At 41.9% G+C, this 13,164-nt stretch carries 11 protein-coding genes; 4 read left to right on the top strand and 7 right to left on the bottom strand.

What is annotated here, in order from left to right; genetic code table 11:
* Complete coding sequence (locus QPX86_RS02130; protein ID WP_285163965.1) at positions 1 to 621, top strand: OmpA family protein; 621 nt, start codon at positions 1 to 3, stop codon at positions 619 to 621.
* Positions 622 to 798: 177 nt separating this feature from the next.
* On the top strand, positions 799 to 1,350 hold the full coding sequence (locus QPX86_RS02125) for a thioredoxin family protein (protein WP_220753748.1): 552 nt from the start codon (positions 799 to 801) through the stop codon (positions 1,348 to 1,350).
* A 75-nt stretch (positions 1,351 to 1,425) separates the two neighbouring features.
* On the opposite strand, the gene QPX86_RS02120 is transcribed toward QPX86_RS02125, so the two are convergent.
* A complete protein-coding gene (locus QPX86_RS02120) occupies positions 1,426 to 2,358 on the bottom strand; it encodes a Ppx/GppA phosphatase family protein (RefSeq protein WP_220753747.1) in 933 nt (310 codons plus the stop codon).
* Positions 2,359 to 3,657, bottom strand: coding sequence for an ATP-dependent RNA helicase RhlB (gene rhlB, locus QPX86_RS02115; RefSeq protein WP_220753746.1), 1,299 nt, complete (start codon positions 3,655 to 3,657; stop codon positions 2,359 to 2,361).
* A 145-nt stretch (positions 3,658 to 3,802) separates the two neighbouring features.
* Between rhlB and trxA the strand changes: the two genes are divergently transcribed.
* Both trxA and rho read left to right on the top strand, forming a co-directional pair.
* On the top strand, positions 3,803 to 4,129 hold the full coding sequence (gene trxA, locus QPX86_RS02110) for a thioredoxin TrxA (RefSeq protein WP_102529367.1): 327 nt from the start codon (positions 3,803 to 3,805) through the stop codon (positions 4,127 to 4,129).
* 356 nt (positions 4,130 to 4,485) lie between these two features.
* Positions 4,486 to 5,751: a transcription termination factor Rho gene (gene rho / locus QPX86_RS02105; protein ID WP_102529368.1), complete on the top strand. Its 1,266-nt coding sequence runs from the start codon at positions 4,486 to 4,488 to the stop codon at positions 5,749 to 5,751.
* A 150-nt stretch (positions 5,752 to 5,901) separates the two neighbouring features.
* On the opposite strand, the gene rhlP is transcribed toward rho, so the two are convergent.
* The 5 genes from rhlP to QPX86_RS02080 all read right to left on the bottom strand — a co-directional run bounded on the left by rhlP (position 5,902) and on the right by QPX86_RS02080 (position 13,116).
* The gene (gene rhlP / locus QPX86_RS02100) at positions 5,902 to 6,780 is read right to left on the bottom strand and encodes a rhombotarget lipoprotein (protein ID WP_285163964.1); all 879 of its coding nucleotides are present in this window, start codon (positions 6,778 to 6,780) and stop codon (positions 5,902 to 5,904) included.
* Between the two features lie 415 nt (positions 6,781 to 7,195).
* The gene (gene nrfD / locus QPX86_RS02095) at positions 7,196 to 8,143 is read right to left on the bottom strand and encodes an NrfD/PsrC family molybdoenzyme membrane anchor subunit (RefSeq protein WP_285163963.1); all 948 of its coding nucleotides are present in this window, start codon (positions 8,141 to 8,143) and stop codon (positions 7,196 to 7,198) included.
* The gene (locus QPX86_RS02090) at positions 8,140 to 8,712 is read right to left on the bottom strand and encodes a 4Fe-4S dicluster domain-containing protein (RefSeq protein WP_220753743.1); all 573 of its coding nucleotides are present in this window, start codon (positions 8,710 to 8,712) and stop codon (positions 8,140 to 8,142) included. Before QPX86_RS02090 ends, nrfD begins: the two co-directional genes overlap by 4 nt.
* A gap of 12 nt (positions 8,713 to 8,724) precedes the next feature.
* Positions 8,725 to 11,001 carry a thiosulfate reductase PhsA gene (phsA, locus tag QPX86_RS02085; protein ID WP_285163962.1) on the bottom strand — a complete coding sequence of 759 codons (2,277 nt, stop codon included), beginning with the start codon at positions 10,999 to 11,001 and terminating at the stop codon, positions 8,725 to 8,727.
* A 339-nt stretch (positions 11,002 to 11,340) separates the two neighbouring features.
* The gene (locus QPX86_RS02080) at positions 11,341 to 13,116 is read right to left on the bottom strand and encodes a sensor histidine kinase (protein WP_407696625.1); all 1,776 of its coding nucleotides are present in this window, start codon (positions 13,114 to 13,116) and stop codon (positions 11,341 to 11,343) included.
* Positions 13,117 to 13,164: the final 48 nt, after the last annotated feature.

Below are 13,164 nucleotides of genomic sequence, written 5' to 3'. Positions count from 1 at the left end.
ATGAAACACCTTAACATGCTTCCGCTTTGCCTCGTGGCATTGATGCTATCAGCCTGTATTGAAACACCTAAACCAGCCATGGTTGAACAGCAAAGTCGTGATTTAACAGATGTCGATGCCGATGGCGTTATCACAGCTCGAGATCTGTGCTTAACGACTCCTGACGGTTCAGTTATCAGTAACGATGGCTGCGAGAATGCCGTCACCGTGGAGAAAAAAGCCAGCCGTGTGGTGATGTTTGAATTTGATAAACACACACTGACTGAGTATGAATCGAATCGTTTGGCTAAAATGGTAAACGCAGTCAAACACCACCCAGACGCGAAGATTTATTTGATTGGTGATACAAGCCCCGAGGGTAGCGATACCTATAACCATGAACTCGCTAAAATGCGCACTGAAGAAATTACCCGCTTGATTGTGGCGCAAGGGATCAACAAGCAAAACATTACTTCGCAAGTGTATTTTGAAGATAATATGATCCCACCAGCCATCAGGGGACGTGAGCACAGATTGGTTGCTGTGGCTAAGTGGCAAGAATCAGGAATTGAAAAGTCTTGGCATATTTTCTCAACAGAAAAACTGCCCCAAAAAGATAAAAACCGTGCATCAGGAATATGATATGCAATAAGATTCTTATATCTGTAACAGTATTTATCGCACTTATGGGCAAGTTCAAAGTTCTCTTTGAATTATTGCCCTTGTGAGTGATCTAGCTAACAGCTCGCTCATATTCAACTTCCCTAACTTACGTCAAAATGATTGAATTATTGCATTCTTCTTTCATGAGACTTTATCATGCATAAAACTGTTAAAACATTATTAGCCACAACCGCCCTTTTCTTTAGCAGCCAATTGGTTGTAGGTTCAGCCTTAGCTAGCAGCGGCTGTGCGTTTGATGAAGAGCAATCAGGCTTCATGGCAACATGTAGCGAGGAGAAACAAGAAGTGATTATCACAGGTATTGTTGAAATTTCAGCATTAGAAAAAGATTTACCAGGGTATGCAGAAGAGTTTGAAAACTATCAAACAGATGCCGCGACTATCTCAGCATTAAAAGCCATTACCACGCCAACAAATGTGGTTGTGATTATTGGAACTTGGTGCCCTGATTGTCATCGTGAAACACCACGTTTCATGAAGCTAATCGAAGAAGTTGCTAACCCGAATATCACCGTTACCTACATTGGTGTTGATCGCAGCAAGCTTGATCCTGAAGGTTTAGCAGCGAACTATGAGTTCTCTCGTATTCCTACCTTTATCGTTGAACAAGACGATAAAGAAGTTGGCCGAATTGTTGAAAGACCAGAAGTGACTTTAGAGCAAGATTTATTGAATATCGTTAAGTAAATCAAAATACGCCACAAAAAAAAGGACCTATTTAGGTCCTTTTTTTGATCGCTCATAACAAGCACTTTTCAAATCTTAGCCCAGCTCAACTCTGTCAGCCAACATTTTCAGCACCCCTTCTCGAAGTGCGCCGCCAGATAAATTTAACGACTCAATATCAAGCAATTCAAATAACGCGATTAATATGGCGATACCTGAAGCAAAAGTCGGTGCCTTTTCTTCAGATAGCCCCTGAATATGATGCAAAGATTGCTGTTTTTGCGCCAACACTTCTTCACGAAATCGATACAACACTTTAAGGGTGATGATTTCAGACAGCTCACGATGATTCAGTACCGAAACCACGGACTGAACCGCACCAGAGGCACCAACCACGCCTTGCCAACCTAGCTCTCTAAGTAATTCACTATGAGGAAGCAACGCATCAGACACCGCTGCTTTAGCTTGTTCAAAGTGCTGAAGTTGATGAGGGACTTGATTGAAAAACTGTTGATTAAAACGAACACAACCAAAGTCTAAGCTGGTTTTAAACAGCACTTCATTGCCATTACCAATGATAAACTCGGTACTTGCGCCGCCAATATCTATCACTAAACGCTGACCATCACCTTCTGTGGTAGCTGCCATGCCTTGATAGATGAGCTCTGCTTCACGCAGACCGCTAATCACCTCAATAGGGTGCCCCAATATTGGTAACGCACGTTGATGGAATTCTGCAGCATTAGAAATAACACGGAGCGTAGCGGTTGCAAAAACAGCAACGTGTTGCTGAGCCACTTGATGCTTATCAAGCATGTCAGCAAACATCTGCAAGCAATCTAAGCCACGTTGCAAGACATCTTCAGCTAAGCGATTATCCTCGCCAATACCTTCAGCCAAACGCACTTTCTGCTTATATTTAGCAATAATCGTTGGTTGGCCATCCAATGTTTGGGCAACCAACATATTAAAGCTATTTGAGCCAAGCGTTATCGCGGCATAACAAGGTAATGTAGCTGAAAACGTCATTTACGAGTGTCTGCGATTCCTTTGAGGTGGACGACCACCGCTGCGGTGTGCACCATTACGATTACCACCATCACGACCACGAGTCGTTGGGTGTTTACGATGAATACGCACTGGAGGCGGTAAATCATCAAGCAATGCTTCGCGATCGTAATTAGTCACCGGAATTGAATGGTGAATATATGTCTCAATAGCAGGTAAGTTCAATGCATATTCTTCACATGCAAAACTCACTGACACGCCTTTTTGACCAGCACGGCCTGTACGACCAATACGGTGAACATAATCTTCACAGTCATCTGGTAAGTCATAGTTATATACATGAGATACATCAGAGATATGAAGACCACGCGCAGCAACATCAGTTGCCACTAACAAATCAAGTGCACCTGAAGTGAATTGCTCAAGAATACGAATACGTTTCTTTTGCGGCACGTCACCCGTCAGTAAACCAACACGATGTCCATCACCTTCTAACCACGACCATACCTTTTCACAACTGTGCTTGGTATTTGAGAAAATAATGGCTTTTTCAGGCCAATCTTCTTCAAGTAAGGTCAACAACAAACGCATTTTGTCATCTGTTGATGGGTAGAAAATTTCTTCTTTAATATTCTTAGATGTTTTTTGTTCAGGTGCAATTTCGACTTTTTCAGGATCATTCATATGATCGTAAGCAAGTTCCTGCACTTTCATCGATAACGTCGCAGAATAAAGCATATTCAAACGTGATTTCGCATCTGGCATACGTCTAAACAAGAAACGGATGTCTTTAATGAAACCTAAGTCGAACATGCGATCCGCTTCATCAAGCACCACCGCCTGAATAGAGTTCAGACTGATCACACCTTGGCGAACGTAATCAATAATACGACCTGTTGTACCGATAAGGATATCAACACCAGCATCAAGCACTTGACGCTGTACATCGTAACTTTCACCGCCATAAACGATACCGACTTTAAGACCGGTATGTTTTTCAAGTAATTTGGCATCTTTTGCAATCTGAATCGCTAATTCGCGAGTCGGCGCCATGATAATAGAACGTGGCTGATTGACTTGTCGTCCTTCTGGCACGGCAACAGATAAAAGGTGATTAAAAGTAGCAACCAAAAAAGCCATTGTCTTGCCAGTACCTGTTTGTGCCTGACCTGCAATATCTTTTTGTTGTAATAAAATGGGGAGAGATAACGCCTGAATTGGCGTACAAAATTCAAAGCCATTTTCGTTTAAAGCCTGAATTACCTCTGGTTTCAAAGGGAAGTCAGCGAACTTTTGGGTAGATAAATGTGTTTCGCTCATAGCTCAAGCATACTCGTTAAGTGTTGCAAAAAAAGACTCAATCGTTTGAAATAGCCCACACGTTTACTTGAAAACTATTTAACCGCCCCAATATACATGGTAAGCCATTAATAAACTAGCAATGGTGCCAAATCTGGAGATTTACATGAGCGATAAAATTGTATACCTAAGCGATGACAGCTTCGAAAATGACGTCATTAACTCAGAATTGCCTGTATTGGTAGACTTCTGGGCTGAATGGTGTGGTCCTTGTAAAATGATTGCCCCAATCTTAGACGACGTAGCTGAAGAGTACGCTGGTAAGATTACTGTAGCTAAACTAAACGTTGACCAAAATAATGTATCACCTGCTAAGTACGGCGTACGTGGCATTCCTACATTATTAATGTTCAAAGGCGGCGAGTTAGTTGCCACTAAAGTTGGTGCATTATCAAAAACTCAATTAAAAGAGTTCATTGACGCACAAGCTTAATCAAGCCTCTCATTAGAATCACAGCTTATCTGTTTCAAAAGTTGAATTTTATTCATAAAGAGCTAACAGCGTTAGCTCTTTATTGTTGATAAACTCACAATATATAGTTAACTCAACGGCTACACGAGACCACTAAGCTGCGCATTTTAAGCTTGAAAAGTGATTATCGGCACAATATGTGAACAATTTGTGCCGTTATTTTGCTAAAATTCTGGACGCCCAGTCCATATAGTGCTAATTTATTCATCAGATTTTTTCAACTAAACTCCTACTCGCTTATCAATCACACTTTTCTACATTGTTATACCCTTTGATTGATTGCGGTAAGCATCGTCGCGTAATACAAGACCCCCAACATGAATTTAACTGAATTAAAAGACACGTCTATATCAGACCTAGTTTCACTAGCAGAAAGCATGAAATTAGAAAATATGGCCCGTGCTCGCAAGCAGGACATCATTTTCTCCATTCTGAAAGCCCACGCCAAAAGCGGTGAAGATATCTTTGGTGGCGGTGTATTAGAAATCCTCCAAGATGGATTTGGATTTTTAAGAAGTTCAGATGGTTCTTACTTAGCTGGCCCAGATGACATTTATGTCTCACCAAGCCAGATCAGACGCTTCAATATGCGTACCGGTGATACCATCTTTGGTAAAATCCGCCCACCAAAAGACGGTGAACGCTATTTTGCTCTGCTAAAAGTCAACGAAGTTAACTTCGACAAGCCTGAAAATTCTCGCTCTAAAATCTTATTCGAAAACCTTACCCCACTGCATGCTGAAGACCGTCTGCGTATGGAACGTGGTAACGGTTCTACTGAAGACATCACTTCACGTATTCTGGATTTATGTTCTCCGATTGGTAAAGGTCAACGTGGTTTGATCGTTGCACCGCCAAAAGCAGGTAAAACATTACTACTGCAAAACATGGCGCAAAGCATTACCCATAACAACCCAGAAGTGGTGTTAATGGTATTGCTAATCGACGAACGTCCTGAAGAAGTAACCGAAATGCAGCGCATGGTTAAAGGTGAAGTTATTGCTTCTACTTTCGATGAGCCAGCATCGCGTCACGTTCAAGTGGCAGAAATGGTTATCGAAAAAGCCAAGCGTTTAGTTGAGCACAAAAAAGACGTGGTGATTTTATTAGACTCAATCACTCGTCTAGCACGTGCATACAACACTGTAATCCCATCATCAGGTAAAGTACTTACCGGTGGTGTTGATGCTAACGCCCTTCATCGTCCAAAGCGTTTCTTTGGTGCAGCTCGTAATATCGAACACGGTGGCAGTTTAACTATTATCGCAACAGCACTAGTTGATACTGGTTCTAAAATGGATGAAGTCATTTACGAAGAATTTAAAGGTACTGGTAACCAAGAGTTACACCTTTCTCGTAAAGCAGCTGAAAAACGTGTTTTCCCAGCGATTGATTTCAACCGCTCAGGTACACGTCGTGAAGAAAAACTTACCACACCAGATGAACTTCAGAAGATGTGGATTTTACGTAAAATCCTTAATCCAATGGATGAAGTGTCAGGTATGGAATTCCTTATCGATAAATTGGCAATGACCAAAACAAACGATGAGTTCTTCACTGCAATGAAACGCGCTAAAAGCTAACGTTTATTCTGCATTAAAAAAACCACCTATATTGGTGGTTTTTTTGTGCCTGTACTTTCAACAAGCGGACATGTCAGCATGCAATACTTCAGTAAAAGCACTGAGAAAAGCTAATTATTTAACACTTTAGGGTTTAGGTACTGTTTTTGATTATGTTCTACCTACTCGGTTTCTAAATCCAAATACCATCATTATGAAAAACAGTGTTATATCTAACAAACCTAGTGCGCCACCTTTAGAACTATAACCTTCACTATGCGTTATTTTTACTTGATCAGGGTTTTCTTTAACTCTCTTTTTAAAGCTATCCAATTGAGTGTTTAAATTCATAACCATACTATCCGCTGCTTGCTCAAAGCCTTGAATACTATCTGCTCTTAACTCTTCACTTAAATTAATAGGTGTTGAGCTGCCTGATATCTGACTGGTTCCTGGCGCCCTAAATAGCATCATTTTACTGTCGATATCGTAGACAACTGTATCCATCAAGGTATTCGTATCATTCTTCTCGCCTGATACCACGTAAGCACCGACAATTGTCCAATAGCTTAGCGATAATATGCCCTCATCGGTGAACTGTACTTGGTCATAAGAAACCAATGCGATCACATCAATACCATACATAGTTTGTATTTGAGACAAATTAGCAAAACTACCACCAGCAGTTAAATACGCAGAGGGGATCACTTCTATGCTGCTAACAAAATCCAACATCCGAAAGTTACTAGCAACACTTTCTAAAATTTCGGTTTTCTTAGATTCCGATAACCCTGCAGAATAACTATTTCCGGTCCAAGAGTTATGAGATGAGCTATCACTTTTACTTGCAGGAACAAACGCAACACCAACCCGTAACGGGAGAGTTAACTGAGGGATTGCAGGGGTAATTACTGCTTCGCTGGACTTTGGATAAAGGTAATCCATCACACTACTTTTGGTATTCACTTGCTGCGAAGTGCATCCAGATAACAACAGCATAGCCAGTATGCTGACCAACCTAATGTTCTTATTTAACGGCCAATAAATCATAAATCCCTCTATGTTATTTTGGTGCTTATCTATTGCGAGTCATTGATCCGCAACTGCCACAAACACTCATGATCAATACTCTTCAAACATCTGAATCAAATGATTAAATAAAAATGACTATATCATTACTGCACATGATTGCATCGGATAAATTTAAACCTAAATAAACATGCTCGATTAACATGTGATGCTCTTGGAATGTAAAACTGATAGTAGTATTGATATTAATAATGGAATAAGTGATTTTCGCCGGGAGTCAATTTCCACAGCTAATGTGAGAAATAATCTAACGCTATAAATATTGTGAGTACGATAAAGCCGCTAAACAGTATATGTTAAGCGGCTTTATTGATGCTATTAATTGCTGAATAAGTTGGTACTCTTCAAGAATCAATACCTTCTTATTTACAGTGTTCTAGCTAATATAACTTTGCCCTGCATACACCACGAAGTGACGTAAGGCTAATACCCCAAGAATGGTGCTACAAGAAACCGTGATTAAAAACCCTTTTGTATGACGCCATGACTTAGGTGATATTGTGCTAGCCAGTACTGGTACCACTAAGCCTAAGCCGACAACACCTATCCAAAATACACTTGCCCATGTACCTGTGGTAATCGCCGCCGTTGCCGCTTGTGCTGCTGGGCCTGAAAAGTTAAGTCCAACAAACAATAATACCAAACATAAGGCTTCGTTAAATGCCACAGGGTATTCAATGCGATGCACTTGTTCAATACAGTCAGATTCTTTCTTACTGAAAAATAAGGTTGCCACTAAAACATTACCAGCAGATCCCACAGACAACGCTGATGCTAAGAACAATGCAGGTAAAACCGCCGTATTCAAAATGGGATAGCTAATCAATGCTGAAAGTAAGAAACCTGTGTAGATCCCAACTCCTATCGCCAGTACAAAAATCAGCTTATTCAGGCTATTTTCAAGTTTGCGACATATTTTAGCTACGCCTGATAACCAAGGGGCAAGGCTGAGTAGTTGCTTTTCAAATATCAAACCAGAAAATACGAACACCAGTGGGATATAAAACAATAACGCTAATACCCCCCAAGCCATTACCGAAGTAAAGTTGTAATTCAGCAGAATATGATAAAACTCAAATGGCTTAGTCAAATCAAGCATTAACAGCGCCATACCAACACAGATAGATATCGGTCCAACAATGGCTGCAGCCTTGATAACGGGTAAGCCTTCAGTGGGCAATCCACGACTTTGCCGGTACCATTTAAGCCCTATTGCCACCATCATAGAGCCTGCAGATAGACCTGCCATAAATAAATAAACAGCGATTATCCAGTTCCAGACGACTGGATCATATTGCTCCATTGAGCCCCAGATATTATTCATACTTTGATCCCTCCTTTACGGCTAGGAATTCGGTAAACTCTTGGCTTTGTGCCTAGGTTCACTTTATGTTGGTAATGATTTTTGGTGTCCAGTAATTGGCTCACTTCTGAGGTTGAATCGTTGGCATCACCAAAAGCCAATGCTTGAGTTGGACATACTGAGACACAAGCAGGATCTTCACCACGAGCAAGACGACTCTCTTTACAGAAATCACACTTGTCAGGCACTCGGGTTTCTGGATTAATAAAGCGCACTTTGTAAGGACACGCCGCAACGCAATACAAACAACCTACGCATTTCTTTTCATTGATAGACACGATGCCGTCATCATTCACGTAAGCAGCGCCTGTAGGACAAACTTTGACACAAGGTGCATCTTCACATTGCTCACACGACACACGGTTGTATTTAAAATGAAGGTTTGGGAAGTTGCCATAAGGCCCTTCGACTCTTACCTGAATTCGGGTCACCGACTCAGGGACATTATTTTCACTGCGACAAGCGACATTACACGCTTGGCAGCCAATGCACTTGTTTTCATCGTGCACAAGGACATAACGTTTAGTCATAATGAACTCCGATTAAATCTTGGCTATTTTGACGCCGGTAGTATGTAAGTTCATACCTGTAACCGGAGACGTAACGTGAGGAAGTAAGTTGCCGCAATGGATACCTTTACCAGTAGCACGAGCAAGCTCTTTGTTTTTAGAACCGCAACCCATATAAGCAAACACTGTGTCAGGGCGAATACCTGGCGTGACTAGGGCATGACCTTCTTCACTGCCTGTGTCGTTATAAATTCGAATTTTATCGCCGCTCGAAATCCCCATATGTCCCGCTGTAATCGGATGGATCCACAGTGCGTTATCTGACATTAAGCTAGCAAGCATTGGTACATTTTGAGTCGCACCGTTGGTATGCACAGCGACCTTGCCTTGAATGAAAAACAGCTCATCGGCTTTTTTCATCGTGACTTCGCGATATTTAATCACACCACGTCCAGGCGCCATTTTCTCAACTTTATTCGAACTTAATTCAATCTTGCCTGATGGTGTTTTGAAGCTCAGGTGGCTTGCATAGGTTTTATCTTCATCTGGTGAGATAGCATTAGGATACTCAGCAACAAAGGTGTTCACCATGCCTGGCTCACGTAGCATTAGTGGCTTGCCGTAACTCACCCAACCATCGTTTTTAATTTTGTCTAATAAGCTGACATCTTTGTTCACTTGGAACATTTGCAAGGTCTGCATATTTTCCCAAGGGAAGTATTCACCTAGACCTAACTTGTCAGCCACCTCTTTCCAGATCTGCCAGCTTGGCTTGGTATCGCCAATGGTATCGACCACCCGCTGACGCACATAGTAAGCCGGGTTTTTACCTGACTTATCTTTGATCTCTTCATCACGTTCAAGGTAAGTCGATTCAGGAAGGAACACATCAGCATAAGCTGCGCTTTCAGTGATGTATAAATCACAGGCCACAACGAAATCCAGTTTCTGCATAGATTCAACAATTCGTGCTCTATCAGTCATGGTTTGCATTGGGTTAGTTCGACTCATTACCCAGCCGTGCAATTGATAAGGCACTGCTTCTAATGTGGCATCTAAAATAGTTTGGTATATTCCCCCAGATGACCAGAGTAATGAATACTGTTCATCCACCATATCAATGCGTTTAGCATCAATTTTTGGTAAATCTTTAACGCCAGGCTTAGACAAGGTTGGCGCTACTTTTTCACCCGCATATTTATTGTAGCTAGAGGCTTTCTTACCGAAATATAGCCCGCCTTTACGTTCAATATTGCCCACCAATACGTTGGCAGCATAAAGTGCGCGGCGCATTTCAAATTCTTCGGTTGTGAAAGATGAACGGTGACCGAAGTCAACTAATGCGTGAGGCGCGGCTGCAGCATACTCGTGAGTAATGCGGCGAATATCTTCAGCAGGCACATCACTGATGGCTTCAGCCCACTCAGGCGTGTAGTTTTTGACTTCTTTGGCAAACTCATCAAAGCCTTCAACGTATTGTGCGACGAAGTCTTTATCGTATAAATCATCATTAATCAGGGTATGACAAATCGCCAAGGCAACCGCTACATCTGTACCTGGTTTAATGGCGTACCACTCATCGGCTTTGTCAGCCACAATAGAAAAGCGTGGTTCAAATACCACAAGCTTGGCGCCCTTTTCCATTTGCGCATTCATCATGCCACGGGTTTCAGACATATTAATGCCTTCATACAAGTTATGGCCAAAGTTGATGATGTACTTTGAGTTACTTAAATCACGCTTTATTTTGCCACCGAATATGGCTTTAGCCGCGACCACATAACCAGCTGGACAAGTCGATGCGTGAGTAAAGGTATTTGGGCTGCCAAAGGTTTTAGCAAGATGGAAAAGGTGACCTTCGAGTGAGCCAGATTTCGATGAGAATGCGACTGACTCAGCGCCATGTTTGGCTTTAATTTTATTGAGGTTTTCAGCAATAAGACGGTAAGCTTCATCCCATTCGATTTCAGCCCATTTGCCTTCGCCACGTTCACCAACTCGCTTAAGCGGCTTAACAATACGCTGCTTATCGTAAAGTAAACTATGACCTGCGCCACCACGGGCACACACTGCCCCGCCAAAAGATTTGGCTTTTTTATTCCCTAAGATAGAGACGTTTTTGCCGTTAACAACACGTGCAGAGATAGGACAGCGGGTAGAACACATCTCGCAGCTACTTGCGATTGATGTTTCACTGCCTTTTACTGAGACACTGCCCAAGGCGGCAATCGAGCCTGGCAGCGCAGCCAATGCACAACCTGCTGTGCCAGCTCCTGCGCCTTTGATAAAGGTTCGCCGATCTAGTTTCATGGTACTTCTCCCAATTGACAACGATACCCAAGAACCTTAATCGGCGTACTTTACATCCGGATTAGCAGGACTACAGAACGATTAAGCAGTTCTAAGGTTTTCATCATTTTCAAACAGGAAAGAACAATTGAATATTGTGGTAAACCACATATCGAAAGACGGTTATCTTGCTTTGTGACTATGTTCACGGTTTAAAAAAACACCAACACAGCCCTTTTATTTTAGCTATTGTGGTAAACCACATTTCGAACAGATAATAAAAAAGACTGCCTAAAAGGAAGTCTTTTTGTTATTAAATCAAACTACTAAATTTATATCTGCAGATAAAGTCAGCTTACTTTATCCAATCACTTTTTGCTCAGAGCCTCTTTTCTTCAAACTGATTTTGGCAATGCAACCAGATTGAATATCTTGTCGATTTTTAAGGCTAAAGGCGCCTTCATGCTCCTTGATGACTTCATTACAAATCGCAAGTCCAAGGCCTAAACCATTTTCTTTGGTGGTATAAAAGGTTGCCATTAACGCATCTGATGTTTCAGGTAAGCCTGGGCCATTATCGATTATCGAAACATCCACCTGATGCTCTTTAAAATCCATTGCGATGACAATTTTGGCTCGTTTTACAACCTCAGCACTATCACTTATCGCATCAATACTGTTTTTAATTAGATTAATCAGCACCTGCAACAGGCCAACTCTATCGGCGGTAATAAAAAATGGCTCACCTTTGATATTCTTTTCAACACTGATGTCGTGTCTAGCCAATTCAATTTTGAGTAATGACACACTCTCATCGACCAAACTCAAAATGTTGACATCCACCATGACCGCTTCTTTGCGCTTTAATAAGCCACGAATACGATGCACCACTTCACCAGCTCGGGTGGATTGTTGATGGATTTTAGTCAGCAATGCTTTGGCTGATTGTTCATCAAAAGGCTGATTATTTTCCAGCCTCATAATAGCGCCTTCACTGTAACTGGTAATCGCCGCAATGGGCTGATTAATCTCATGTGCGAGCCCTGCGCCAATCTCACCAATAATGGCAGTACTTTGTAGCTTCTCTAATGCAAGCTCTTGCTGTTTTAGTTGTCGCTCAGACTCAATTAACGACTCACTTTTTTGATGAAAGCGATACTCAATCCATAAGTGGTAAACCGTCGCGACGATAAATAACAACACCGCCAAACCACCCCAATGACGATTATCATTAAGCCATTTTAGTAAGGTATCCCAGCGGTTCACTTCTGACGCTTCAACATGAAGCTCACTGAATAACTGAATCACTGCCAGCTGACTAATAGGTGACGTCCACCCTTTTAGTTTTGCTTGTATTGCAGCAGGGTGCTCTGAAGGTAAATCCATTAGCGCTTGAGTGATATGTTTACTGAGTTCAATATCCACGCTCTCATTCGCAGCAAACGACCAGTTAGGATAAAGATTAGTACTGCACTGACAGTCGAACCCTTTCGGACGACTCGGGTTTAATATACGAAACTCATCCGCTTTAATCAGCCCTCGCTCGACCATATCTTCAAAGGTACATAATGGCGTTATCGCCGCATCCACGTTGCCGTCACGCACTTGATACAATAATGGATCGAGTGGGAACCCAAGAAACTTAATCTCTTTAAAGTAATTTTTAGTGTCCATGCCCAATTTATGCATCAAGCCAATGGTAGCTTGATAGCCTCCTAACGCATGAGGATCACTAGCCGCAATGGTTTTTTGCTTTAAGTCGTACAAGGTGCGGTAATCACTGTCAGCCCTAACAATAATGGCTGAGCCAATAGCAGAGGTAGCGCCGTTATGACGCCTTGAACGCATCGTAGCTAGCCAAGACAAAGGGAACTGATTGGATAAATAAAGGTATTGCCCAGGGTTGGTAATAATAAACTGGATTTTTCCTGATTCCATTGCCGCATTCAAGGCTTCGAAATTACCTGGATAAACATGAAATCGGGTATCTGGTACCTGTTCATTCAAGTAATCCATCATTGGCGTCCAACGAGCTATCGCCTGTTGATCGCCCCAATTAGCAAGCACACCGACATAAAGCTCTTGCGGTTTAGCCCAAACTGGTGACAAAAAGCTCATTGCCAACAACAAACACATTAAAATTCGCAGCACAGTAAAACCTTAAATTAGGACACTGTAATAAGC

The organism is Shewanella goraebulensis (assembly GCF_030252245.1).
Lineage (GTDB): Bacteria > Pseudomonadota > Gammaproteobacteria > Enterobacterales > Shewanellaceae > Shewanella > Shewanella goraebulensis.
Note: the sequence above shows the minus strand (reverse complement) of the source record. Positions and strands in the feature narration are given on the sequence as shown.